The sequence below is a fragment of the Thalassolituus alkanivorans genome (assembly GCF_020447205.1).
GTDB lineage: Bacteria > Pseudomonadota > Gammaproteobacteria > Pseudomonadales > Oceanobacteraceae > Venatoribacter > Venatoribacter alkanivorans.
The window spans coordinates 80260-105654 of sequence record NZ_JAJAEL010000027.1; the positions used below are offsets into that span (position 1 = coordinate 80260).

18 protein-coding genes are annotated in these 25395 nt (G+C 53.5%); 8 read left to right on the forward strand and 10 right to left on the reverse strand.

Annotated features, from left to right (window positions below; translation table 11 throughout):
* The first annotated feature begins 31 nt into the window (after positions 1-31).
* From rfbC to rfbB, 3 genes are read left to right on the forward strand one after another with little or no spacing between them, the layout of a single operon-like run.
* Entirely contained in the window at positions 32-574 is a 543-nt protein-coding gene (rfbC, locus tag LGT44_RS10090) for a dTDP-4-dehydrorhamnose 3,5-epimerase (RefSeq protein ID WP_230330437.1), read from the forward strand.
* Entirely contained in the window at positions 571-1458 is an 888-nt protein-coding gene (rfbD, locus tag LGT44_RS10095) for a dTDP-4-dehydrorhamnose reductase (protein WP_230330438.1), read from the forward strand. Before rfbC ends, rfbD begins: the two co-directional genes overlap by 4 nt.
* On the forward strand, positions 1458-2528 hold the full coding sequence (gene rfbB / locus LGT44_RS10100) for a dTDP-glucose 4,6-dehydratase (RefSeq protein ID WP_230330439.1): 1071 nt from the start codon (positions 1458-1460) through the stop codon (positions 2526-2528). Before rfbD ends, rfbB begins: the two co-directional genes overlap by 1 nt.
* A gap of 41 nt (positions 2529-2569) precedes the next feature.
* Here the strand turns inward: rfbB and dapD are convergent, their stop codons facing one another.
* Both dapD and LGT44_RS10110 read right to left on the reverse strand, forming a co-directional pair.
* A complete protein-coding gene (gene dapD, locus LGT44_RS10105) occupies positions 2570-3601 on the reverse strand; it encodes a 2,3,4,5-tetrahydropyridine-2,6-dicarboxylate N-succinyltransferase (RefSeq protein ID WP_230330440.1) in 1032 nt (343 codons plus the stop codon).
* Between the two features lie 51 nt (positions 3602-3652).
* Entirely contained in the window at positions 3653-3988 is a 336-nt protein-coding gene (locus LGT44_RS10110) for an ArsC family reductase (protein WP_255605610.1), read from the reverse strand.
* A 203-nt stretch (positions 3989-4191) separates the two neighbouring features.
* Between LGT44_RS10110 and LGT44_RS10115 the strand changes: the two genes are divergently transcribed.
* The 3 genes from LGT44_RS10115 to LGT44_RS10125 all read left to right on the forward strand — a co-directional run bounded on the left by LGT44_RS10115 (position 4192) and on the right by LGT44_RS10125 (position 12173).
* Positions 4192-9072 carry a PAS domain S-box protein gene (locus LGT44_RS10115; protein WP_230330441.1) on the forward strand — a complete coding sequence of 1627 codons (4881 nt, stop codon included), beginning with the start codon at positions 4192-4194 and terminating at the stop codon, positions 9070-9072.
* On the forward strand, positions 9069-10019 hold the full coding sequence (locus LGT44_RS10120; protein ID WP_230330442.1) for a diguanylate cyclase domain-containing protein: 951 nt from the start codon (positions 9069-9071) through the stop codon (positions 10017-10019). Before LGT44_RS10115 ends, LGT44_RS10120 begins: the two co-directional genes overlap by 4 nt.
* Positions 10020-10178: 159 nt before the next feature.
* Positions 10179-12173, forward strand: a complete 1995-nt coding sequence (locus LGT44_RS10125; RefSeq protein ID WP_230330443.1) for a methyl-accepting chemotaxis protein — start codon at positions 10179-10181, stop codon at positions 12171-12173.
* 17 nt (positions 12174-12190) lie between these two features.
* Here LGT44_RS10125 and LGT44_RS10130 read toward each other — a convergent pair whose 3' ends face one another.
* The 7 genes from LGT44_RS10130 to LGT44_RS10160 all read right to left on the reverse strand — a co-directional run bounded on the left by LGT44_RS10130 (position 12191) and on the right by LGT44_RS10160 (position 20467).
* Positions 12191-12889 carry an alpha/beta hydrolase gene (locus LGT44_RS10130; RefSeq protein WP_230330444.1) on the reverse strand — a complete coding sequence of 233 codons (699 nt, stop codon included), beginning with the start codon at positions 12887-12889 and terminating at the stop codon, positions 12191-12193.
* 75 nt (positions 12890-12964) lie between these two features.
* On the reverse strand, positions 12965-13762 hold the full coding sequence (locus LGT44_RS10135) for an SDR family NAD(P)-dependent oxidoreductase (RefSeq protein WP_230330445.1): 798 nt from the start codon (positions 13760-13762) through the stop codon (positions 12965-12967).
* Position 13763: 1 nt separating this feature from the next.
* A complete protein-coding gene (locus tag LGT44_RS10140) occupies positions 13764-14954 on the reverse strand; it encodes a DUF819 family protein (protein ID WP_230330446.1) in 1191 nt (396 codons plus the stop codon).
* Between the two features lie 40 nt (positions 14955-14994).
* The gene (locus tag LGT44_RS10145; protein ID WP_230330447.1) at positions 14995-16257 is read right to left on the reverse strand and encodes a DSD1 family PLP-dependent enzyme; all 1263 of its coding nucleotides are present in this window, start codon (positions 16255-16257) and stop codon (positions 14995-14997) included.
* A gap of 270 nt (positions 16258-16527) precedes the next feature.
* A complete protein-coding gene (locus tag LGT44_RS10150) occupies positions 16528-17793 on the reverse strand; it encodes an inorganic phosphate transporter (protein WP_230330448.1) in 1266 nt (421 codons plus the stop codon).
* Between the two features lie 143 nt (positions 17794-17936).
* Positions 17937-20231, reverse strand: coding sequence for a Fe(2+) transporter permease subunit FeoB (gene feoB / locus LGT44_RS10155; protein ID WP_230330449.1), 2295 nt, complete (start codon positions 20229-20231; stop codon positions 17937-17939).
* Positions 20228-20467, reverse strand: a complete 240-nt coding sequence (locus tag LGT44_RS10160; protein WP_145470063.1) for a FeoA family protein — start codon at positions 20465-20467, stop codon at positions 20228-20230. Before LGT44_RS10160 ends, feoB begins: the two co-directional genes overlap by 4 nt.
* Before the next feature lie 368 nt (positions 20468-20835).
* Here LGT44_RS10160 and LGT44_RS10165 point away from each other — a divergent pair, with 368 nt between their 5' ends.
* Positions 20836-21303 (forward strand): hypothetical protein, encoded by a 468-nt coding sequence (locus LGT44_RS10165; protein ID WP_145470064.1) that lies wholly within the window; start codon positions 20836-20838, stop codon positions 21301-21303.
* A 79-nt stretch (positions 21304-21382) separates the two neighbouring features.
* Here the strand turns inward: LGT44_RS10165 and LGT44_RS10170 are convergent, their stop codons facing one another.
* Complete coding sequence (locus LGT44_RS10170) at positions 21383-23311, reverse strand: VacB/RNase II family 3'-5' exoribonuclease (protein WP_225690903.1); 1929 nt, start codon at positions 23309-23311, stop codon at positions 21383-21385.
* Positions 23312-23581: 270 nt separating this feature from the next.
* Here LGT44_RS10170 and LGT44_RS10175 point away from each other — a divergent pair, with 270 nt between their 5' ends.
* Positions 23582-25384, forward strand: coding sequence for an alkaline phosphatase D family protein (locus tag LGT44_RS10175; protein WP_230330451.1), 1803 nt, complete (start codon positions 23582-23584; stop codon positions 25382-25384).
* Positions 25385-25395 lie beyond the last annotated feature (11 nt).

Below are 25395 nucleotides of genomic sequence, written 5' to 3' on the forward strand. Positions count from 1 at the left end.
TCCGCTGCTGCTTTCTTTTGTGGATACCACCATGCTGACGCCGTCTTCCGTCTTTAACGATGTGTACATTATTGAACCCAGACTCTATGAAGATGAGCGCGGCTTCTTTATGGAAACCTTCCGTCAGGAATGGCTGGACGATCTGACCGGGGGCGCGGTTTTTGTGCAGGATAATCATTCGGCTTCCCATCAGGGGGTTTTACGCGGACTGCACTATCAGCTGGAACAGCCGCAGGGCAAATTAGTGCGTGTGGTGGCAGGCCGTGTGTTTGATGTGATTGTCGATATGCGCCGCTCTTCGCCAACCTTTGGCCGCTGGCAGGGCTTCGAATTATCCGCTGAGAACCGCCACCAGTTATGGGTGCCGCCGGGTTTCGCCCACGGCTTTTATACCCTGAGTGAACGGGCTGAATGTCTGTATCGCTGTAGCGGATATTTTCACGCACAAAGTGAACGCATTCTGCGCTGGGATGACGCGGATCTTGCTATCCGCTGGCCGTTACAGGGCGAGCCAAAATTGTCTGAAAAAGACGCCCGGGGTAGCTCGTTTAAACAGGCTGATTATTTCGCATGACGCCGGTTAACGTATTACTGACCGGTGCCGGCGGCCAGCTGGGTCAATGCTTACAGGCAAGCTGCCCGGACTGGGTCAGACTGCGCGCCTGCGATCATCAGGCACTGGATATCTGCGACGACAACGCATTGCGCCAGGCCTGTGAAGGACAGCCGCTGGTGATTAACTGCGCCGCGTTTACCGCCGTCGATCAGGCAGAAATTCAGCCAGAAAAAGCGTATCGCATAAATGCTCAGGCCGTTGCGGTACTGGCCGAAATCTGTCGTCAGCAGGACGCGCGTTTACTGCATCTTTCCACCGATTATGTGTTTTCCGCAGGCGGCAATACACCACTGACGCCAGAGGCTGAGACCGGCCCACTGAATATTTATGGTCAGTCTAAATTAGCGGGTGAACAACAGGCGGCCAGTATTTTAAAAGACGATCTGCTGGTTATCCGCAGCGCTTGGTTATACAGCCATTATGGCCATAATTTTTTACGCACCATGCTCAACTTAATGCAGGCCGGTCGTGATCTGCAGGTGGTGGATGACCAGTACGGGTCACCGACTTCTGCAACAGAGCTGGCTGAAGTTATCTGGCAGTCTGCGTGGTTGCTTTATAACGGGCAATTACAGGGGATTTATCACTGGGCGGGCAGCGGTGTGGCCAGCTGGTATGAATTTGCCTGTGAAATACAGCGGCAGGCGCTTAGCTCCGGCCGGTTAACACAAAAGGTCGAAATTACCCCGCTCAGCAGTGTTGCCTATGCTGCAAATAATCCGGCGATTCTCGCTCAGCGTCCGGCGTTTAGCGCGCTTGATCCGGCGGCATTAAATGCCCTGCTGCAACGACAACCTGTCTGCTGGCGAGAAAGTCTGCAGCGTAGTCTGGAATCTCTCTGATGAAACGTTTACTGGTAACCGGCGGTGCGGGATTTATCGGGGCCAACTTTGTTGAATACTGGCAGGAAGAGCATCCGCAGGATTTTATTGTGGTGCTCGATATCCTCAGTTACGCCGGTAATAAAGCCAATTTAGCTGAGGCGTTAAAACGGCCGAATACCGTATTTGTACAGGGCAGTATTAACGACCGCAGCCTGGTTGAATATTTACTGGCTTTTTATCGCCTGGATACGATCGTTAATTTTGCCGCAGAGTCCCACGTCGACCGTTCGATCAGTGCACCGGAACAATTTGTCGAAACCAATATTGTCGGCATGCTGAATTTGTTACAGGCAGCCCGGCAGGTCTGGATTGAAGAGCCGCTTAAGGCGGGCGATACGGTGTTGCCGCATCGTTTTCATCATGTTTCAACCGATGAAGTGTTCGGTGATCTGGGTGAAGAGGGTGAACCTTTCAGCGAGCACAGCCGTTATCAGCCGAGTAATCCTTATGCTGCCACCAAAGCGGCGTCTGATCATTTGTTAAATGCCTGGGCGAGAACCTACGGGCTGAATGTGAGTTTATCGAATTGTTCCAACAATTTTGGCCGTTACCAGTATCCCGAAAAATTGATGCCACGGATGATTACCAACATTCTGTTTGAGCGGCCTTTAACGGTATTCGGTAATGGTCAGCAGGTACGCGACTGGTTATATGTAAAGGATCACGCAGCAGGTATCGATTGTATTCTTGGCGCCGGAAAAGCAGGCAGCAATTACAATATCGGCGGCCATAATGAACAGACCAATCTGCAGTTTATTCAGTTGTTGTGCGGCCTTCTCAACGATGAGTTTGCCCGCGATGCCTCGCTGGCAGAACGTTATCCGCAGGCCCTGAGTGCCATCGCCGGACGTTCGCAACAGCTGATTACCCATGTGCAGGACAGGCCGGGGCATGACGTGCGTTACGCCATTAATGCCGGAAAAATCAGCAGAGAATTAGGATTTATGCCGCAGCATGATTTTGCCGCTGCGATGCTGGATACCGTGCGCTGGTATCTGCAGCATCCGCACTGGTTTGCGGCTCATTAACGGGCTGAGCAGAACGCTCAGCCGCATTAAATACTGCTGCCTCAGTTGTTGGCGTGCAGTTCTTCGTTGAGCTGAATGGCGCTCTTGTTGGTAACGCACTGAACAGCACCGGTGATGGAATCACGACGGAACAGCAGGTCGGATTTACCGGCCAGATCACGGCCTTTAACCACTTCAACCACGTTTTTCTGATCGTCCAGCACCTGAATTTTGGTACCGGCGGTGATGTACAGACCGGCTTCAACGGTGCAGCGGTCACCCAGTGGGATACCGATACCGGCATTGGCGCCGAGCAGGCATTTTTCACCCACAGAAATAATGATGTTACCGCCGCCAGACAGGGTGCCCATGGTCGAGCAGCCACCGCCCAGGTCAGAGCCGTCACCGACCACAACACCGGCAGAGATACGGCCTTCAACCATAGAAACGCCCATAGTACCGGCATTAAAGTTAACAAAGCCTTCGTGCATGATGGTGGTGCCTTCGCCAATGTACGCGCCCAGACGCACGCGCGCGGTGTGCGCAATACGCACGCCTTTCGGTACCACGTAGTCGGTCATGCGCGGGAATTTATCCACGCTGTTTACGCTCAGCAGGTCGCCGTTCAGACGGGCTTCCAGTTGTGCGGCCGGCAGTTCATCCAGGTCGACTGCGCCTTTATTGGTCCAGGCCACGTTGGGCAGCAGGCCGAACATACCGGCCAGATTCAGACCGTGTGGTTTTACCAGACGGTGAGACAGCAGGTGCAGCTTAAGGTAAACCTCAGGCGTGGATGTAGCCTGTTCATCGGCGGCCAGAATAGTCACCACAACCGGCTTTTCGCTTTCGGTGCAGGCGCGGGCCAGGGCAGCCTGCAGCGGATCGGCGCTGTCGAGTGCTGCGGCAAAGGCTTCCAGTTCGCCACCGTCAACATCCAGGGCAACGTTGCCTTCTTCATAGCCCAGAGCGCTTTTGGCCGCGTCAATCAGGGCAGCGGCCGGGTTCAGCAGTGGCTGCGGGTAAAATACTTCGAGCCAGTCACCTTTGCTGTTTTTGGTGCCGACACCAATGGCCAGGGCAAATGCGTTTGTCATAGTCATTCCTCAGATCGGGCGCTGATGCGCGTTCTATTTAATTAAGTCAGTTCAGAAGTTCAGGTCGGTGTATTCGGTAACACTGAAGCCAAGTACTTTGCGGCTGCCGGTATCCAGCAGCGGGCGTTTGATAATGGACGGATTATCCAGCATCACTGCACGGGCGCTGCTTTCATCAATATTGTCTTTGATGTCGTCTGCCAGTTTGCGCCATGTTGTGCCGCGCTTGTTCAGCAGGGCTTCATAGCCCAGTTCGCTGATCCAGCCATCGAGTAATTCAGGGCTTAAGCCGTCTTTTTTGTAGTCATGAAACTGGTATTCAACACCGGCGTCTTCCAGCCACTTACGGGCTTTCTTGATGGTGTCGCAGTTTTTAATGCCGTACATGGTGATCACGGTACGCTCCTGTTTGCGGATGAACATTGCGGCTGAACGCTGGCATTGGCGTTCTGGCAAAAAAGAGGCGCAAGGATACCAGAAGGTGGGAAAGGGTTCAGCCGCTGGTGATCCCTGCCGGGATAGCTAGTCTTAAAAGGCTTGGCGATAGCGCGCGAAGGCGCTTTTTTTGGGGACAATAAGGAGACGTCTGCGTGCCGAACGTTATAACCAAAGGGGAGCATCGCCAGCTCTGGCGCTGGGTATTGCTGGCGTTGACGCTGGGGCTGCTGATCAGCCTGTTTCTGTCGGTCAAAATCAGGCAGTTAAATGCAGAGCGTCTGCACGACTCGCTGAACAGGCAGGCGCATGGCCTGACCACTCAGGTAGAGCGTCGCATTGAGCTTTATCAATACGGTCTCAGAGGTATGCGCGGCGCCATTCTTACTGCGGGTGATGACCTGAGCCGCGATCTGGTAAAGCGTTACAGTGCCACCCGCGATGTTGATGAAGAATTTCCCGGGGCCCGCGGCTTTGGCTTTATTCGCCGGGTGGCGGAAGCTGATGAAGCACGTTTTATACAGACAGCTCAGGCTGATGGCTGGCCGGACTTCCGTATCCGCCAGCTCACCCCTCATGGCGGTGAACGCTTTGTTATTCAGTATATTGAGCCGGTAGAGCGTAATGACGCGGCGGTCGGGTTGGATATTGCGTCAGAACATAATCGCCGCGAAGCCGCCTGGTCATCCCTGCTCAGTGGTGAGGTACGCCTAACCGGACCGATTACGCTGGTGCAGGCAACCGGCAGCCCACAACAGTCATTTCTGATTCTTATGCCAGTCTATCAGGGCGGTAAAACGCCGCAGACCCAGGCCGGGCGTGAACAGTTTGGCTATGGCTGGAGTTATGCGCCGTTGTTAATGGCAGAAGTGATGGAAGATCTGCGCTTGCACGAGCATAAGCTGGCGCTGGAAATTGTCGATATTACCTATGCACAGCAACCGGTCAGTTTTTTTAATAACCAAACCCCCGCTGCGGTTGCAAATATTGGCAGCTATCAGATTGAGCGCACCATTTACGGTCGCCACTGGCAATTCCGCTTCAGGGTTTATCCCTCTTTTATCCGTGAACTGAATCTGCCTTCACCAGCGATTGTTTTTGCCCTGGGTTCTCTTATCAGTGTGCTTATCAGTGCGCTGCTGGCGATGCAGATCAACAGCCGCGTGCGGCGCAGAGAGTTTCTGGCGCAGCAGAGAAGGTTGGCTTCCATCGTTGAAAGCTCGGCCGATGGCATCATCAGTCAGGACTGCCATGGTCATGTACAAAGCTGGAATCCGGCAGCGGCCAGAATGTTTGGTATTGCTGAAGCGGATGCCCTGGGACGCCCGTTAATGGAGCTGATTATTCCACCTGAATTACAGGAAGAAGAGCATCAGGTATGCGTTGCTGCCTCAAAGGGGGAACACTTGCTGCCGAAGGAGGGACAGCGCTGCCGTGCCGACGGTACATTGTTGGATGTGTCGGTTTCCTATGCCGTAATCCGCAACACGGAAGGTAAAGTGGTAGGGGTGTCGGAAAGCGTCCGCGATATCTCCGGACAAAAAGCCGCGCAGGCGAAAATCCTCGAGCTGAACACCAATCTGGAACGTCAGGTGGAACAGCGTGCCGGTGAGGCACAACGCCTCAGTCAGCTGCTGCAAAGCGTGCTTGATTCCGCTTCTGAAGTTTCAATTATTGCCACCGACAAAGACGGTATCGTCACTCTGTTTAATCAGGGGGCTGAATGTATGCTGGGCTATCGCGCGGAAGAATTTGTCGGTGTTCAGTCGCCGGCGGTGTTGCACGCCGCAGAAGAGATTGAAGCCCGTTCGGTTGAACTGGAGCGCGAATATGGCGGAGAAATCCGCGGCTTTCGCGTCTTTGTTCATCAATCGGAACGGACGGGTGCCGAAACCCGCGAATGGACGTACATACGCAAAAACGGTCAGCGCTTGCTGGTCAGCCTGTCGGTAACGACGATGCGCGATACTGCAGGTGAGATCGTTGGTTATCTGGGCATTGCAGTCGATATCAGCGCGCGTAAAGCCAGTGAAGCAGCACTGGAAAAAAGTCTGGTGACTACTCAGGCTATTCTTGATACCGCAGTTAATCCGATTATTACCATCGACAGTTTTGGCACTATCCGCTCGTTCAATCCGGCCGGAGAACAAACGTTCGGCTATCTGGCTGAGGAGATAATTGGCCAGAATGTCAGCCTGTTAATGCCAGAGCCTTTTGCCTCACTTCACGACCTTTATATGCAGCGTTTCCGTGAAATGACCGGCAACCGGGTGATTGGTATTAACCGCGAAATTCAGGCCCGGCGTAAAGATGGCAGCGTCTTTCCGGTACAGATCAGCCTCGGCGTTATGAACCAGGGAGGGGAACACATTGTTGTCGGTATTATGACCGATATCAGTGAAGAACGGGCGCAGCAGAAGGTTCTGGCGGCAACCTCCGCTCAGCTGGCAATGGCGACTGAGGTTGCCGAATTAGGGGTCTGGTCCTGGACGCCGGAAAATAATGAGCTGCTGTGGAATGACCGTATGTTCGAGCTGTACCAGCAACCGCTCAGCCTGCGCAGCAATGGTCTGAATTATGAACACTGGCGGATGCGTCTTCATCCGGATGATCTGGCCCGCACAGAGGAAGCATTGCAGGCTGCTGTCCAAGGCCGCGGTGTTTATGATCCGGTTTTCCGCATTGTGCTGCCGGATGGCAGTGAACGCAGTATTCAGGCCGGAGCAGCGGTTGAGCGCTTGGAAAATGGCACCTTATTGCGGGTAACCGGGATTAATCGCGATATCACCGAGCAGTTGCAGTACGAAACCCGCCTGCGTGAAGCCAGAGACGCCGCGGATGCTGCCAGTGCGGCAAAATCAGCGTTTCTGGCCAATATGAGTCATGAAATCCGTACTCCGATGAATGCTGTACTGGGCATGCTGAAACTGGTGGCACAGACCAGCCTCAGCGCACGGCAGCGGGACTATGTCACTAAGTCACAGAGTGCAGCAGGTTCGCTGCTCAGCCTGCTGAATGACATTCTTGATTATTCAAAAATAGAAGCGGGCAAACTGCAGCTCGATATTCACCCGTTTAACCTTGATGAAATCATGCGCAATCTGGCCGTGGTGATTTCCGGCAATCTGGGCAGTAAGCCGGTCGAGGTGGTATTTGATCTGGATCTGTCGCTGCCACAAACCCTGTTGGGAGACAGCAATCGTCTGCAACAGATATTAATTAACCTGGCTGGTAACGCGCTGAAATTCACCCAGAACGGATACGTCAGAGTCCGTGTGCGGCAGCTGAAAATGGTGGCTGCAGATGTTTGCTTCCGTATAGAAGTTGAAGACACCGGTATTGGTATTTCTGCGGAGAATCAACAGCGTATTTTTGAAGGTTTCACCCAGGCAGAAGTTTCAACCAGTCGCCGCTTTGGCGGTACCGGCCTGGGCCTGGTGATTTGCAAACGTCTGGCTGCGATGATGGGCTCTGAACTGAATCTGCGCAGCGAATTGGGCAAAGGCAGCTGCTTCTGGTTTGATCTGGAATTACCTGTTGTGCTGGCCGAACCTTATAAGCCGCCGGTTTTCGCTCCGGCACTAGCGGAACCGCGGATTCTGCTGGTGGAAGATCACCCTCTGAGTGCAGAACTTCTGCAGCGCGATGGCCGTTCACTGGGCTGGCAGGTTGATCTGGAACCGGATGGTAACGCAGCAGTGGCTGCGGTTGTTGCCGCTCATCGTCAGGGAAAACCTTATCAGGCCGTGCTGCTGGACTGGCGTCTGCCGGATGCTGACGGAGTGGAAGTGGCTCAGGCCATCCGCGATGCTCTGGCTGAGCAGGCACCGGCGGTAATACTGATCAGCGCCTATGGACGGGAGTTTCTGGCTGAGGTTCTCTGCAGTGACAATCCACCATTCCGCGAATTTCTCAGCAAGCCTTTGACTCCGGTGCAGCTGTCAGAGGCCGTCGCCCGTGCACTGCGCCTGCCTGAACCATCCTCTGTGCTTCCTTCAGAAAGCGAGAAGCGCCTTGCGGGCCTGCAAATTCTGGTGGTGGAAGATAATGAAATTAACCGTGAAATTGCCTTTGAACTCCTGCAGGCAGAAGGGGCTGTTGTGGATCTGGCTGAAGGCGGTTTAACGGGTGTTAATAAGGTTGTCAGCCAGAACAGGGGCTATGACGCCGTGATTATGGATATGCAGATGCCGGATATCGATGGTCTGGAAGCCACACGGCGTATCCGTGCTGACAGCCGCTTTGCCGGGCTGCCAATTGTGGCGATGACGGCTAATGTTTCAGAAGCTGACCGGCTGGCTTGTGTTGCAGCAGGAATGAATGCCCACGTAGGTAAACCAGTCAATCTGGATGATCTGGTACATGTTCTGCGGCAGTTGGTTGGGGTCCCTTCAGCGCCGGAGCCTGTGGCAATGACTATAGTTGAGGATATGGACACCCTGTTACGGCGCTTTGGCCATAACCGCCGTTTGCTGGCCAGTATGACCGAACGCTTCCTGACGGATATGAGCGCACTGCTGCAGACACTGAGACAGCAATGGCAGCAGCGGCTCTGGCAGGACAGCTGCGCGACCCTGCATACCCTTAAGGGTACTGCCGCAACCATGGGAGCGGTTGCCCTGGCGCGGCGCAGCAGCGAGCTGGAAGAGCAATTTAAAGAAATAAGTGCTGCAAATGTTGCAGCTGAGGATTCCGATGGTGAAGCTCTGCTCGCTGAGCTTGAGCAGTTGCTGCAGGTTTCACATCAGGCGCTGGTGGATATGACTTCTTCTGCTGATGCTCAGCAGCAGAAAGAACAACAACGACAACAGCAAACGAGTGATAACTGGCCGGCCGAACGCTGGCGCGCAGCGTTAACTCAGCTCGGTATCCTGCTGGGGGAAAACAATATGGCGGCCCTGGCCTTGATTGAACAATGGCCGCGGGCGCGTTTTCCCGGAAATACACTAAAATTCAATAAGTTGCTGGAGCAGATTGAGCAGCTGGATTTCAGGGCAGCACAGCACACATTAACCGATGTGCAGGAGTGGGAATGAATTCAGGAAAGACACTGGCGGAGTTAATCCCCGGTCTGGCGCATAAACCACGTCTGCTGATTGTTGATGATCAGCCACTGGTTATCCGCACGCTGCATGAAATCCTGAAAGAAGAATTTGACGTCTTTATGGCCACCAGTGGCCGTCAGGCGCTGGATATGTGCAGCGAGAACCCACCCGATATTATGTTGCTTGATATTATGATGCCGGATATGGATGGCTATGAGGTTTGCACAGCATTAAAGGCCGACCAGACGCTGGAGGATTTCCCGGTTATTTTTGTTACCGCACAGCAGGATGTCGTCGATGAAGTACGGGCATTTGATGTGGGCGCCGTCGATTTTATAACCAAGCCCATCAACCCTGCGCTTGTTTCTGTCCGGGTGAGGACTCAGGTGGTGGTGAAACTGCAGCGTGATATTCTGCATTCAATTGCAATGCAGGATGGCTTAACCGGTGTGGCAAACCGTCGTCGTTTTGATGAGCAGGCGCAGTTGCACTGGCGTCAGGGACGGAGGGATAAGAAGCCGTTGTCGCTGATTCTTATCGATATTGATCATTTTAAACAATATAACGATCACTACGGGCATTTGGCCGGTGATAAAGCATTGCGCGATGTTGCCCATGCTCTGCGTTCTGCATTACAGCGTCCGCATGACAGCCTCTCCCGTTACGGCGGGGAAGAGTTCGCCTGTTTGTTGCCCGATACTGATAATGGCGGAGCCAGGTTACTGGCACAGCGTCTGCTGGATTCCGTCCGGGCACTGAATATTCCCCATGCCATGTCGTCTGCTGGTGAGCACCTGACCATCAGCGCCGGTGTTGCGACACTGCTGCCGGATTCCACTTCCGGTATTGAAAACCTGCTCAATATGGCCGATGAACAGCTTTATCGTGCCAAACATGATGGCCGTAACTGCGCCCGTTCAGCCGGTTTGTCGGATTAATACTCTCCGCCAGCCATATCAGCCTTATTTCTGGATATATATCTGCCAGTTCGTACAGATATCTGAGGCTTTTGTCGTATCTGTCAATCACCCTACCTGTGAGTTTTGTCAATCTGTCTATTCTGAATGCCAGACACCGGATTCACAGGGAGACTCAGCATGGGACTGCTGAAATCATTAAGCGTAAAAGGCAAATTACTGCTGTTAATTGCTGTGCCTTTACTGGCATTGCTGTCGTTGCAGGGGCGCTGGTTGCTCAGCAATCTGAATCATATGCAGGAGCTGTCCGATATTCAGGCACTGGTGCAGATTTCAGCACTGAACAGTGCGCTGGCGCACGAACTGCAGAAAGAGCGTGGTATGTCCGCAGGTTTTCTGGGCAGTAAAGGGCAGACGTTTGCTCAGGCGTTGCCGCAGCAACAGCGCATAGCCGATGAGCGCATCCGTGGCTGGAGCGACTTTCTGCAACAGCAGAGTTTCAATACTTACCCCAAGCTGAATCAGGCCATCAATGATGCACAGGCTAATCTGAAAACGCTCAATACATTGCGCCAGAGTGTACTGTCGCAGACCGCAGCGTTGCCTGATGTTCTGGCGTTTTATACCCAAACCATAGACCGGCTGCTGATTGTGCCGGCACTGGCCAGCGAATTTACCGGCCATGGTGAAACCGTGCGCCGGCTGCAGGCGTATTACAGTTTTCTGCAGGGCAAAGAGCGGGCAGGTATTGAGCGGGCGGTTTTAAGTAACGTGTTTGCCAGGGATGCTTTTACTCCACAACTGTTCGCCCGCTTTGTTCGTCTGGTATCGGAGCAGGATGCATTTCTGCAGAGCTTTGAACGCATTGCGGATGCTCAGGCTCTGGCAGCGTACCGTCAATTCCAGCAGTCAGCCGCAGTGCAGAACGTCTCACGTTTGCGCGAAAAAGCGCTGCAGGGCGACAGCGGCTTCGGGGTATCTCCCACCGACTGGTTTGCGGCAGCGACAGAGAGAATAGAGGCATTAAAAATTCTGGAAGACGGGCAGCAGCAAGCGTTGCTGGATAATGCCAGCGGGATTCTGCGGGACACACGGAATGAACTCTGGCTGGGAATACTGATTGCCGTTATCACCGTCAGTGTTACCGCATTGCTGGCCTTCTGGTTGTCGTATCTGCTGTACCAGCAGATACGACAACTGCATATCGGCCTGACCGCCGCAGGTAATGACCTGTGCCTTTACCAGCGGGTGCCGGTATTGCTGGATGATGAATTGGGCGAAGCCGCACGCGCCTGTAATCAGATGATGGCGCGGATGGCATCGATGGTAGAACACATTACCGCGATCTCTGAGCAGCTGACGCTGATTTCCATGCAGAACCACGTCACCATTTCACTCAGTACCAAGGGAATGGATCTGCAGCAGAATGAAACCGCGAAGGTTGTTACCGCAATCGGTCAGCTGGAGGTTGCCACCAAAGAAATTGCCGGCAATATCCAGCGGGTCGCTGATCAGTCGGATGCGGCTAACCATACGGCTGACAAAAGTGGCGAAGCGGTGCAGAGCAGTCTGAATTACATCGGTCAGCTGGATGAAAAGATGAATCAGGTATCGACGGTGATCCGCAGCCTGCACGACAGCAGCGGTGCCATTGGTGGTGTGCTGAATGTGATCAAATCCATTGCCGAGCAAACCAACCTGCTGGCACTGAATGCTGCTATTGAAGCTGCGCGGGCCGGTGAGCAGGGTCGTGGTTTTGCAGTGGTCGCCGATGAAGTGCGCACACTGGCACAGCGGACGCAGGATTCAACATCAGAAATTGAAAGCATTATCGGCCGTTTTCAGCAGGAATCGAAACAGGCCTTTGTGGCGGTAGAATCATCACAGGAAGCGGTACAGCACACGGTAAAACTGGCCTCATCGCTGGACGAAGAGCTGGGCCATATCCGCAGTGCGGTGCGAACCATCCGTGATATGAGCGATCAGGTAGCCGCAGCGGCCGAAGAGCAGGTGGCCACCAATCAGGAAGTCGCAGGCAGTGTGCGCAGTATTTATAAAATTGCCGAGCACACCGTCGCGACGTCTAACTTTATGAGAAAAACGGCGAAAGAGCAGCGGGAGCTGGCCGGCAAACTGACCAGCCTGGCGGCGGAGTTTGTGCTCAGCCCGAAATAGCACCTAAAGCCTTGTGCCTAAACCCTTGTGCTTAAACAGCGGTCGCCAAAGCGGCCGCAATCCTGAATTTCCTGCAGACACACTTCATGCGCCATCGGGTAACGGTGGCTTTCTGCATTGATACCAGACTGTGCCAGCAATAAGCTGGCTTCTTCGCCCAGCTCCGGGCTGACCACGGCATCATAATCACCATGAGCAATCAGCACCGGCAGATGCTGATTGGCGGCGTTTATCTGCAGCGGGCGGGCAATATAGGTTGATAACGCCATCAATCCGGCCAGTGGTTGCGGATAGCTGAAGGCGGTTTCATAAGCAACGGCTCCGCCCTGAGAGAAGCCGGCCAGCAGAATCCGGCGGCTGTCGATACCCGCGGCAATTTGCTGATCGATCAGGGTGTGAATGCGTTGTACGGAGTCGCTCAGTTGCTGGCCATCAATCTGACGTCTGGGGCTGGTGGCCAGTAAATCGTACCAGCTGGGCATCACCATGCCGCCATTAATGGTTACCGGCTGCTGTGGTGCATGCGGATAAATGGCACGCAGCACGGGGGGCTGAGTGGTATTGAGAGCCTGTAACAAATGCGGCAGCACCGGGACAAAATCATCACCGCTGGCGCCCAGACCATGCAGCCAGATAATACAGCTGTCAGCTGGTGTTGAAGGTTCCAGTACGATGAGGTCGGGAAAATTCTGGCGCTGATAGGTTGGACTGGTCATAAATGGCTCCACGAATAAGGTGGCCAGTATAACGCTTTGTTTGTCTGTGCGTTTTTCAGAGCACACGGTGCATTTTCAGAGTACGCGCCGCAACAGCCGCTTACTGACGCATTTGGGCAGGACACGTGCCAGACGGATAAGCCAGCTTAACGGGCCGGGAAACAGATAGTCGTCACGGCCACTCAGCAGGCCCTGCAGCATCCGTTCTGCGCCTTTGCTTTCGCTGATGGCAAAAGGGGCGGGCATATCGTACTGGTTAACCCGCGCGGTCTGCACAAAGCCCGGATACAGCGAAATAAATTTCAGCCCTTCAGGTTCCAGCTCAACCCGGCAGCTGTCCATCAGCAAGCGGGCGGCGGCTTTGGCTGCGCTGTACGGCCCCTGCATGGGTAAGCCAATAAATCCGGCCAGAGAATTGGTATGAGCGATGGTGCCACGTAATCCGCGTTTATCCGCCTGCTGGCTGCACATGGCAGTGATCAGCGGCGGCAGAAAATTCGCCAGACTCCGGTAATTCAGTTCCATACACTGGCGGATATCGGCAACGGAGGTTTCTGCCATACGCTGCTCAGGACCAGCACCGACATTCAGCAACGCCAGATCAATACGCCCGAACTGAGCCATTGCCAGAGATACGGCATTGTTAGTGTCTTCTTCCCGGCAGGCATCACCGCAGACTGTCAGTACCTCACACTGCTGTGCGCGTAACTGATCTGCCAGCTCCTGCAGTTCGTGCTGGCGGCGGGCAAACAGAATAAAGCGGTTAGGCCTCTGTGCCAGCAACAGCGCCAGCTGGCGGGCCATGCCGGCGGAAGCGCCGGCGATCAGGATGGTTTTATTCTGCAGGTCGCTGTTCGCGCACCGACTGAACATATCAGGCGCCAAGCAGCCAGCGGGTAAAGAAGGCGACGCCGACACCGAGATAATTACCGACGATATAGCCGATGATGGCCGCGGCAAAGCCCGGCAGAATGATCTCGCGGTTTTTCAGCGCTCCGGCAATCACCGGAATAAAAGGCACCGACATAATGGCGGCCGATGAGGTGATTAAAAACGTGTCAGTATCAATATTCAGCAGGCGGCAAATGATGGCCTGCAGAATCAGTGAACCGACCAGAATAATGCTGATATAGGCAAACAGGTCGACGTTCAGGTTGGTAACAATACTGGTATCGGTCATGGTGCCGGTGGTGAAACAGAACACCAGAATCAGGTACATCCCCAGCTGGAAACTGTTGGGCAGATTGCGGATGGCCGGCACAAAAGACGCCAGCACGCCGAGCGTGGTGATGGTGATGATGGTCACCGCAGAACTCATACTGCCCGGCACCAGTGAAGCCACGCCCACCGCGATGCCGACGCTGACGGCGGACAGCAGCAGAGCCAGTGCGGTCTTTGGCAGCGTTTTGACATTGGCCAGCACTTTGTAGGCGTTGGCGGTTTCATCGGCCATATGACCAAACTTTTCTTCTTCGCTGTGATAAGCGTGCTCGCCCTGACTGCGGTAAGGGCGCAGGAAGCGGCTGAAAATCGGCTTGGCCAGTGTCATCACAAACATCAGATACAGTGCCGACAACAGAATGTCGTAGGTGATCATGGTGGTGAAGATATTTTCATCGGCTTCGATAGCGGTCTTGATGGCGGCCATATTCGGCCCACCACCGGTGTAAGCGCCGACCGACATGCCGGCAATCTGCCAGACGTTGGCCAGCGAATCCGCATAAATAAAAGCCCCGGCGGCACTGGCAATAATGACGGCAATTAAGGCCACACCCATGCTTTTCATCGTGTCGCCGGCCATACCGAATGAGGCTTTTACATCAATGGAAAACACCAGCAGCGGCAAGGCCAGTGCGATGGCAATTTCTGACAGATTGGTTTGTACGGTCTTCAGGGTTTCGGCACCCGCCAGGTCCGGCAACATTCCGGTGGCGGCCAGGGCAATACCACTGGCAAATGACAGCACAACCACGCCGGCTTTATCCAGCCAGCTGACACGCTGGCAAAGAACAACCAACAGCGCTGGTACCAGCAGGTAGGCAATCAGGGTAATAACAGCAGACACGATGATTCCTCGGTATTTTTATTGTAGGGATAATGGCTGGTCAGGCATTCAGGGTTTCTGTGCCCGGCAGGCTCTGCAGCTGGCTGGTGGGCGGGAACTTGTCCGGATAACTGAATACCGGCCACCATTCGCTGATCCGGCCCTGCTCATACAACGCAATATTGCCGAATTGCAGGAATACGGATTCGCTCTGGGTCGGACGGAAAAACAGATAATCGTCAGGTTTAATGTCATGGCCGTCCGGTAACTCGTACAGTTCCTGGTTACTGGAATGGCCAAAAATACTGGCGCGCTGGCACGGAGCGGGATAGCAGGGCTGTGCCAGCCAATTGCCGCCGTAAATAAAACAGGCCTGATGAGGCAGGCGGCCAAATACCCGCAGCAGACGGGATAAGCCACTGGCCATCGGGATTTCCGGGTCTTTAACCACCTTCAATACCGGTGCGGCAATAAAGACCGCCGGCTGGTGATGCTCCAGTGTGAATACATCAAAATCGGTCGGCTTAACCAGTGCTGAGGCCGTGGCAATTTCGTTAACCAGACCAATGCTGTCCTGCTCGTAGAGCGGATAGGTTGAACTGCCGCCGGTATTCAGACAAAGCCCTTCCAGAGCGTCACTGCCAAGGGTGTCTGTAATCAGTGTGGTGAACTGGCGATAGCTGTTCTTTGCCTGTTCGAGCGCTTTTTCGCTACCGCCGAGAAAGGCCGGAATTTTACTGATATGTGCTTCGTAGCCCATCAGCCCTGACAGTGTCAGCAGGGGAGAGGCGGCAATGGTTTTCAGCGCGCGGACAAACAACTCATCAGGCTGAAATCCACCACGGTGCAGCCCTACATCAATTTCCAGATTGATACGCAAGCGCAGGTTAAGCTCCTGGGCCAGAGCCGCGTATTGCTGCAGGCGCTCGTTACTGTCGATCAGCCACTGCAGCTGCAGTTCCGGAGCAAAGCACATGCTGCTGGTTTGCTGGCTGTGCCATTGATAAAAATGGCGTACGGCGGCAATCGGCATTGGCTTACCCATCAATACATCTGCAGCCGGAATATGTTCAACCAGATGCATCAGAAACGGCAGATGAAAACTCATCAGGCGCTGAGTGCCGGTACGGCGCATGATGTATTGCAGCAAGGGAACCGATGGCAGAGACTTGGCGACAATGCGGTAATCGAAGCCGCGGTTCAGCACATCGATCAGGTGATCAATGTTGCGATCCAGGCGTTCTTTATCAATGACCAGTGTGGGAGTGCAGATACCTGCCTGCTGCAGATCCCGGGTCAGGTTCTGAAAATACATTTTGGTCATGGCGTTTGAGTCTTAGGCAGTTCCGTTATAAGCATGGGGCTGATCACTGATGTTTCTTTTTATTGGTGGTACATATGTACCATATTTTTTTGAGAGCGTCATGATCCAGTTATGCCACAGCCGCTTTATTCAACCCAGAAGCTGGCCGCAGGTGACCTTCACTGGCCGGTCTTAAGGGGGTTGTGAGGAGACGTGATGAGTTCGCTGCCTGACAGATTACAGGCATAAAAAAAGCGCCATACAGGCGCTTTATTATCAACCGCAGGCTGATTACAGCCAGATCGCGCGGAAGATAAAGAAGAAGATAATCGACAGTAGCGCACCAGCCGGCAGGGTTACCAGCCAGGAAACGAAGATAGAGCCGATTTTGCGGTAGTTCAGGGCATCGGTACCCATGGCCAGACCAACACCCAGGATTGCACCAACCAGAACATGAGTCGTGGAGATTGGCAGGCCGGTGCCGGAAGCAACAACAACGGTGGTGGCGGCAGCCAGGGTGGCGGCAAAGCCACGGCTAGGGGTCAGTTCGGTAATGCCGGAACCGACGGTGGCGATCACACGATGACCAAAGGTCACCAGACCAATCACAATGCCCACCGCGCCGACCAGCAGAATCCACATAGGAACTGCTGCTTTGGCAGCAATTTCACCACTGTGGCTGACCACGCTGTATACCGCGGCAACCGGACCAATGGCATTCGCCACATCGTTGGAGCCGTGAGCAAAAGCCATGGCGCAGGCGGTAAAGATCATCAGAACAGCGAATACTTTTTCGACGTTAGCCAGATGGATCTCTTCAGACACTTCCGGATCGGCATGGATACGGCCGACAAAGAAACGGCCAATCGCCATAACGCCAACACCGATCAGCAGAGAGATCCAGATAGCATCGGTAAAATCCAGCTTCAGACCCAGATGTTTGAGGCCTTTCAGCAGGGTTACCATGGAGATAACAAAGCCGACCAGCATGATGTAGAACGGCACCAGACGCTTGGACTGAGCAAAAGGGTCTTTGGTGTCGTGAATAAAATGTTTGACGCTTTTGTAGAGGACGTAAGAAATCGAGCCGGCAATCACTGGGGATACAACCCAGCTGGCGGCGATGTTGCCAACCTTGCCCCATTCAACGGCTTCCATGGAGATACCGACGGCGGCAAAACCAACAATGGCACCGACGATAGAATGCGTGGTGGATACCGGCCAGCCTGCATAAGAGGCGATTAACAGCCAGGTTCCTGCCGCGAGCAGAGAAGCCAGCATGCCGAATACCAGCAGCTCGGGGTGTCCCGACATGACCGCCGGATCAATGATCCCTTTACGGATGGTTGCGGTGACTTCGCCTCCGGCAAAAAACGCACCGGCAAATTCGAAGACAATGGCAATAAAGACAGCTTGCTTGATGGTGATGGCTTTGGAACCAACTGACGTTCCCATGGCATTGGCAACATCATTTGCACCAATTCCCCAGGCCATAAATACACCGAAAATGCAGGCCAGGATGATAAATAAATGTCCCTGGTCGGCTATAAGTTCCATTGTGAACTCCTCGAAAAAAAGCGCGCGCATTCTAACGCAGGCATGGCGAAGTGCCTAGAACTTGTTTCTTAGTTGAAGGGGAACTTTTGTCAAAAAAGGTCTGTCTGCGGTGAGCTCAGTCACCGCAGCACATGATCTGTAAATCAGACGGGGGTAAGAGGTATCAGACGGGCGCTGTGCTGCTGGCCGTAGCGGCGCATCTGCCACAGACTCAGAGCGATAAAGGCAATACTGCCACCTACCCACAGCACAGAGCTGAGCGGGTGCTGAGGGAGGCTGCCAAGCTGATACACAATCACTGCGGTGGTATAGGCCAGCCCGGTGCTCCAGCCGGCGACAAACAGCATCCAGCGTAAACCGGCTTCCCGGACCATCGCGCCAAGGGTCGCAACACAAGGGGTATAGAGCAGTACAAATACCAGATAGGAGAAAGCGGCCAGCTGGCTGCCAAACAGCGCATCCATGGTCGAGAAGGTGGTGGTATGTACCCCCTGTTCTTCACCCTGGTCGGCGCTGATCAGGCTCAGGCCGAGCGGATCAAGCAGGTTATCGGCGAGGCCGGCAATATTATCCGGGATGGTCTGCAGTGCTTCGAGCAAGCCGGCGCTGAGCGAGTATTCACTGTCGGCGCTGGTCTCCGGGCTGTACAACGCATCCAGCGTGCCCACGACAGCCTCTTTGGCGAAGATGCCAGTGATAATACCGACGGTGGCAGCCCAGTTATCTTCCTGTACGCCCAGCGGTTTAAAGACTGGGGTAATCACATGAGCAATTTTCGACAGCACTGAGTTTTCTTTATTCTGGTTACCGAAGGAACCGTCACTGCCCAGTGAGTTAAGGAAGCTCAGTACCACTACCACGGTAATAATGGTTTTACCGGCGCGCAGGCAGAAGGATTTCAGCCGCTCCCAGGTTTTGATCAGGATGCCTTTGACCGTTGGAATATGGTAAGCCGGCAGCTCCATAACGAAGGGCGTCAGATCCGGTTTGAACAGCGTGTTCTTCAGCGCAATACCGGTCAGCAGGGCCATCACAATGCCCAGCACGTAAAGGCTGAACACCATAAAGGCACCGTTTTCAGTAAAGAACGCGGCGGCAAACAGGGCGTACACCGACAGGCGCGCACCACAGGACATAAAAGGCGCCATGGCAATGGTGAGCAGACGGTCTTTATGGGTATCCATGGTGCGTGCGGCCATCACCGCCGGTACGTTACAGCCGAAACCGACAATCAGCGGCACAAAAGATTTACCCGGCAGGCCGACGGCGCGCATCAGGCGATCCATCACAAAGGCCGCGCGGGCCATATAGCCTGAATCTTCGATCACCGATAAAAACAGGTACAGACCGCCGATTACAGGGATAAAGGTAGCAACCAGCTGAATACCACCACCAAGACCATCGGCCAGCAGGGTTGCCAGCCATTGCGGGGCACCGATGCCATCCAGCAGATAATGTGTGCCGTCAACAAACACCGTGGCAAAGGCGATATCAAAGAAATCAATAAAGGCACCGCCAATGTTAATGGCGAAGGTGAACATCAGGTACATCACGCCAAAGAAGAACGGTATACCCAGCCAGCGGTTCAGTACCCAGTCGTCGATGCGTTCACTCAGTGTCCGGCCTTTGGTATTGACCGTCAGTGACTGCTGCAGAATATGCTGAATCGAGCGGTAACGGCTGTTGGCCATTAATACGTCAATCGGCTGACCATGCTGTGTCTCCAGCGACTGACGCAGTTGCTGGGCTAATGCCAGAACGGCAGTGCGGCGTTCGACCGGCAGCACTTCGCTGGCGTAGATGTCGTTTTCCAGTACGCGGGTAGCGCTCCAGAACGGGTTGGCCACGGCTTCCTGCAGCTGCTCTTTCAGCTGGTTAACTGCCTGCTCAAAGTCGCTATCCAGACGCAGCAGTGGCGTGGCAACGGTGGCATGTTCCAGATGATGAGCCAGGATGCGGCACAACTCTTCGATACCGCGCCCGGTAGAGGCAACAATAGGCACCACCGGCACACCGAGCTGCTGTGACAGCAGCTGAGTGTCAACATGAATACCTTCGCGCTCGGCAACATCGAGCATATTAACGGCACAGATAACCGGTACGCCCATATCCAGCAGCTGTGAGGTTAAGAACAGATTACGCTCAAGATTGCTGGCATCAAGGATATTAATGATCAGCTGGGCTTCGCCGCTTAAGGCAAATTCGCGGGCAATTTTTTCATCGGTCGACAGTTCATCGTCGTGGCTGTCGAGGGCGTAGGTGCCGGGCAGGTCTACCAGTTTATGGCTGACACCGCGCAATACCAGATTGCCTTCTTTACGCTCAACGGTTACGCCAGGCCAGTTGCCCACTTTTTGTTTGGCACCGGTCAGGGCGTTGAAAAGGGTGGTTTTACCGCAGTTCGGATTGCCGATGACACCAATAACAGCTCGGTTCATACGATGACTTCTACCTGAATAATGGAGGCTTCCTGCTTACGCAGGCTGACAGAGGCGCCGCGCAGCTGAATCTGCATCGGATCACCTAACGGAGCGAAGCGCCGTACTTCAATCTGAGCACCCGGCATCAACCCGAGGGCCAGCAGTTTACGGCGGAAGTTGGCTTCGGTGGCGGTAAATCCGATGATACGGGCCTGGGTACCAACGCTGAGCTGATCAAGAGTTTGCGATGTCATGCTGATCCGGCGGGAAGGAGTAAACAGAAAAGATGATAATGTTTATCATTTGATTGCACAAGAGGCCCTGCGCTTATTCATAGATTCCATTGTCTCATGACAAGGTCGTGCAATTTATTGGTGCTTTAACCGATAAGTTCCTGCGTTATTCGTATGTGTTTATAAAACAGTCTGTTGTCATTTATATGTTGAGTTTTATTGATTGTTTAATATATGGCGGCACCGCTATAATCACGGCGGAACGTAATATCTCCGAACTGTACGGCGTCTGCCGTAATAGTCCGCGTGAATACCCTATTCTTAGTATTGATATCCTATTTACAGATATCAGTCGTATTACTATGCCGTTAACACACAGAGGTTAAGCAGTGAGCGTATTTGACATTGATATTGATAAGCAGATTAAACAGCACCAGCAAAAAATTCAGGAGCTGGAGCAACTGCGTAAAGATCAGGAACATAAGCTGGAAGGCCTGAAAGAGTTCGACGTTACCATTAAACGTCTGTGTAATCAGAATCGTCTGACGGAAGAAGAACTGTACGTTTCCCGCTCAGAGCAGATTGAAGCCTGGCTGGTTGGTATGGCTAAGCAGGACAACCCTTCGTCAATTTATAACAATCTGAAAAAGCATTTTGCCCGTACTGCACCACGCGGACCAAAAGCCGTTAAAACCGAGAAAGAATCTTCTCTGCCAAAACCAAAGCTGCCGGTAGGTACTTACCGTAATCCGGCTACCCAGGAAAAAGTCGAAAAAATTAAGCGTAATCCACGTCAATTGGACGAATGGATTGAGCTGCACGGTTTTGCCGTTGTTCGTACCTGGAAAATCGATTAATCCATTACAGTGATTAACGATTAATAAAAAAGGGAGCTTAGCTCCCTTTTTTATTATCTGTTGCAGATATTAACTGTTTCTATGCCAGTACAAAGCGGGCGATACGAGCCTGAGGTTGTACGTCCGTCAGTTTTACCCGTACTGACTGGCCAAGGATAAAGCGTTGTTCTTCGTTGCGGTGTGTCAGGGTTTTGGTTTCGAATGTCCAGCCGTTACCAGCCTTACGACGGTCGATTGTTCCTTCGATACCGGTATTGTCCAGTCGTACGGTGAAGCCGGTTGAGTTCATATGCACAATGCTGGCGTCGTACAGCTGTTCTTTATCCTGTTGTGCAAGCCAGAGCAGTTTCAGCCAGGTTTCCGCCTGATTGGCGGCCATACGGGCATTGCTTTGCGCATTCTGGATATTAAGCAGAATGCTTTCATCCGGCAGTTGCACGCTGCTGTCTGTCAGCAAGGCTTTTACAATGCGGTGAATCAGCAGGTCGTTGTACTTGCGCAACGGCGAAGTAAAGGTGGTGTAGTACGCAAAGCCCAGACCCATATGCGGCTTGGCATCCAGCGATAAATTACTGCGCTCCAGCTGGCGACTGATAATCATACGCAATGGTAAGTCGCTGTTGCTGGCATCCGCCTGTTGCATCAGGCTGACATAGTCTTCCAGACTGTTGAGGCTGGGTTTTTTCTCCAGTGGCAGATGTTCTTTTAATAACGCAGCCACTTCACCCTGGCGTTCGGTACGGACACCGGCGTGTTCAATAAAGAAGCCACTGCCTTTTTCTGCCAGCCAACCGGCAACCGCACGGTTACAGGCCAGCATGCATTCTTCTACCAGACGATGGGCCTGATTGCGCTCGATACGCACAATGTCTTTAACCTTGCCTTGCTCATCGGTGATGAGCTTAAAGTCCGGGCGGTCTTCCATCACCAGACAGTGGTTCTTACGGAAGGCGGCCAGTGCGCGGGCGCAGTTATCCAGGTGCACCAGATGACCATGCAGTTCGGCCGGAATATCACTGCTTTCGCCATCAATTAATTGTGCAACCTGGTTGTAACTGAGTTTGGCGCGGCTGCGTATGGTGGCGTTATAGATATGAATCTGTTCGATCTCACCGGCTTCACCGATGCGCAGTTCAACCGCCATGGCCGGACGCAACTGGTCAGCCTGCAGCGAACAGAGCTGTTCAGATAATTCCGCTGGCAGCATAGGTACAACCTGGTCGGGGAAATACACCGAGGTCGCGCGCTGCAGGGCTGCATGATCGAGCGCTGTACCGGGCTGAATTAACGCCGCCGGATCAGCAATGGCAATCCACAGAGCCCAGCCCTGACTGCGGGCTTCGGCATAGAGTGCATCATCAATATCGCGGGTGCCTGCCGAGTCGATAGTAACAAAGGGCAGATGAGTCAGGTCTGTGCGCTCGCTCAGAATATCGTCCAGCCCTTTAGCGGTCAGCTCGGCGACCTGAGTGCTGACGGCATCGTCAAACTCAGTAGGCAACTGCCACTTAGCCTTGATAAAGGTTTGCTCAATATGGGCGTCGGTTGGCTTACCGATAATGGTATCGATATCTGCCTGAGCTTTACCTTTCGGGAATGGATGCTGGCTGATATGAGCCTTTACCAGATCACCATCACTGGCATTCATGCGCTTGGCCGGCGGCACAAAAATCCAGCGATTAAGAGTAGGGTGATCAGCCTCCACGAAGTGACCTTTACCCCGCACAATGTATTTGCCGAAGAATTCGTTCAGCTCGGTGCTCAGCAGTTTTTCAATAATTGCCTGTTCTTTGCCTTCGCCCGCGGGTTCAACCCGGAATTCAATACGGTCGCCGGGCAGGACTTTATCCATTTCATCCGGGGCGAGAAAAAACTGTTGGCCATCGTCGGTATTGACGAAACCAAAGCGGCCACCGGTAGAGCGTACCCGGCCCTCAAAGTGGGGCGTGCTCAACTGGATTTCCTGCTTCAACGACTGTAATTGCGAGAGGGCGTTTTTATCGAGCATCCGCACTGGACCATGACTGAAAATAAAGGAGCAGGAGTTTACTGGATCGGGCCGTTCAGAGCTACCGCGGAGCAGGGGAACATCGGATTGTGAATCTGTTTCGCTTTAAGTGGTTCATATGTACCAAATGTATTCACCTAAGCGGACAGCGCAGTGCTTTATTGAGCCAAACCGTATTTTGCGCTGGAAAAGACATTGCCCTTGTAATACTTCTGACTCAGAAATGTAGTCCTATGCCCACAATAAAATACGACAATACAAGGTGCCCTAATGTCTAACCGAGCTGATCTGAGCCGCCGTAGTTTTTTAAAGTCTGTTGCCGCCGGTGCCGGCGCAGTTTCCGTTCCTGCCGCATTAACCGGCTGTTTTGGTGACGATGACGACGATAAACGTGACCTGACCGTGTTTGTATTTGGTCATGGCGTGGCCTCTGGTGATCCTCTGGCTGATGCCGTGATCATCTGGACCCGTGTAACCCCATCCGACACTGGCGCTGAAGCTCAGGTAGGTTGGGTCGTGGCAACCGACGAAGCCATGAGCAACGTGGTGGCCAGTGGTTCCGTTTACACCGACAGCCGCCGCGACTTCACCGTGAAAGTCGATGTTACCGGCCTGAATGCCGATACGCTGTACTACTACCAGTTCGCCGGTAAAGACGGCGCTGTCACTCCGGTTGGTCAGACCCGCACTCTGCCAGTCGGCAGTGTGGATAGTGTGAAACTGGCGGTGTGCTCCTGCGCCAACCTGCCCGCCGGTTACTTCAACGTATACAACGAAATTGCTAACAGCGATGCCGATGTTGTGGTGCATCTGGGTGACTATATCTATGAGTACGGTGCTAATGAGTATCCACCTGCTGCCGCTCAGGTTCGTGACCCTGACCCGCTGGTTGAAACCCTGACCCTGACCCATTACCGCGCCCGTTACGCCAAATATCGTACCGATACCGCGCTGCAGCTGGCACATCAGAAAAAGCCGTTTATCTGTGTCTGGGATGACCATGAACTGGCCAACGATACCTGGAAAGGTGGCGCTGAAAACCACGATGAAGACGAAGGCTCTTTTGAAGAACGTCGTGCCGCAGCTATTCAGGCGTACCACGAGTGGCTGCCGATCCGCAGCGGCAGCGATACCGCCAAAATCTGGCGTGCTTTTGAATTCGGTAATCTGGTCAACCTGACCATGCTGGATACACGAATGTATGCCCGCGATAAGCCGCTTGATTATAAAAATTATCTTGTTCCGGGCACCACGGATATCGATGCCGATGCTTTTGCCGCCGCTTTAGGTGAACAGAGTCGCGGCTTGCTGGGCAGTGAACAGCAGCAGTTTGCTATCGGCTCAATATTTAACAATAACGCCACCTGGCAGGTGCTGGGCCAGCAGGTGCTGATGGGGCGAATTACCATTCCGCAAACACTACTGGCTTTGCTGGGAGAGTTAACCGAAATGCTGGAAGCTGGTATTAGCACTGAGGCACAGCAACAAGCTTTGTTGGCGCAACAGGGAAAAATTGAAGCAAAACTGATCGAATTGTATAACTTGAAAGGAACAGATCCTGATAACGCGGTTTTTGTAAAACCAGCACCTTACAATCTGGATGCCTGGGATGGCTATTTCCCGGCCCGTGAACAAATTCTTCGTCGTGCGCAGTATTTTAATAAGAATCTGGTGGTACTGGCGGGTGATTCCCACAATGCCTGGGCCAGTGATTTGTATACCGCCAATGACAGCGGAGAGGTGCAGCATGCAGCGGGTTCCGTTGGGGTTGAGTTTGCTACTTCCTCGGTCACTTCGCCGGGTTTTGAAACCTATGTTGGTTTTGGTACCGACGCCGTTAAGCAGGCTCAGTTTGAAGCTGCGGTCACGACCCTGGTCGACGATTTGAAGTACTTCAATGCAGCTCAGCGCGGTTATATGCTTGTGGAATTTACTCCGGCGAAATCCAGCTGTGAGTGGATTTATGTGGATACCATCACCAGCGAAACCTATACCGCGTCGGTACAGAAGAAGATGGAAGTTAAACCTGGTCAAGGTAAGCGTACCCTGACTAACGTTCCTCTGGTTTCCTGATTCGGCATACT

Coding starts and splice junctions, on each gene's coding strand:
- rfbC (WP_230330437.1), top strand. CDS start 32: ATGCTGACGCCGTCTTCCGTCTTTAACGATGTGTACATTATTGAACCC.
- rfbD (WP_230330438.1), top strand. CDS start 571: ATGACGCCGGTTAACGTATTACTGACCGGTGCCGGCGGCCAGCTGGGT.
- rfbB (WP_230330439.1), top strand. CDS start 1,458: ATGAAACGTTTACTGGTAACCGGCGGTGCGGGATTTATCGGGGCCAAC.
- dapD (WP_230330440.1), bottom strand. CDS start 3,601: ATGACAAACGCATTTGCCCTGGCCATTGGTGTCGGCACCAAAAACAGC.
- LGT44_RS10110 (WP_255605610.1), bottom strand. CDS start 3,988: ATGTACGGCATTAAAAACTGCGACACCATCAAGAAAGCCCGTAAGTGG.
- LGT44_RS10120 (WP_230330442.1), top strand. CDS start 9,069: ATGAATTCAGGAAAGACACTGGCGGAGTTAATCCCCGGTCTGGCGCAT.
- LGT44_RS10125 (WP_230330443.1), top strand. CDS start 10,179: ATGGGACTGCTGAAATCATTAAGCGTAAAAGGCAAATTACTGCTGTTA.
- LGT44_RS10130 (WP_230330444.1), bottom strand. CDS start 12,889: ATGACCAGTCCAACCTATCAGCGCCAGAATTTTCCCGACCTCATCGTA.
- LGT44_RS10135 (WP_230330445.1), bottom strand. CDS start 13,762: ATGTTCAGTCGGTGCGCGAACAGCGACCTGCAGAATAAAACCATCCTG.
- LGT44_RS10145 (WP_230330447.1), bottom strand. CDS start 16,257: ATGACCAAAATGTATTTTCAGAACCTGACCCGGGATCTGCAGCAGGCA.
- LGT44_RS10150 (WP_230330448.1), bottom strand. CDS start 17,793: ATGGAACTTATAGCCGACCAGGGACATTTATTTATCATCCTGGCCTGC.
- feoB (WP_230330449.1), bottom strand. CDS start 20,231: ATGAACCGAGCTGTTATTGGTGTCATCGGCAATCCGAACTGCGGTAAA.
- LGT44_RS10160 (WP_145470063.1), bottom strand. CDS start 20,467: ATGACATCGCAAACTCTTGATCAGCTCAGCGTTGGTACCCAGGCCCGT.
- LGT44_RS10170 (WP_225690903.1), bottom strand. CDS start 23,311: ATGCTCGATAAAAACGCCCTCTCGCAATTACAGTCGTTGAAGCAGGAA.
- LGT44_RS10175 (WP_230330451.1), top strand. CDS start 23,582: ATGTCTAACCGAGCTGATCTGAGCCGCCGTAGTTTTTTAAAGTCTGTT.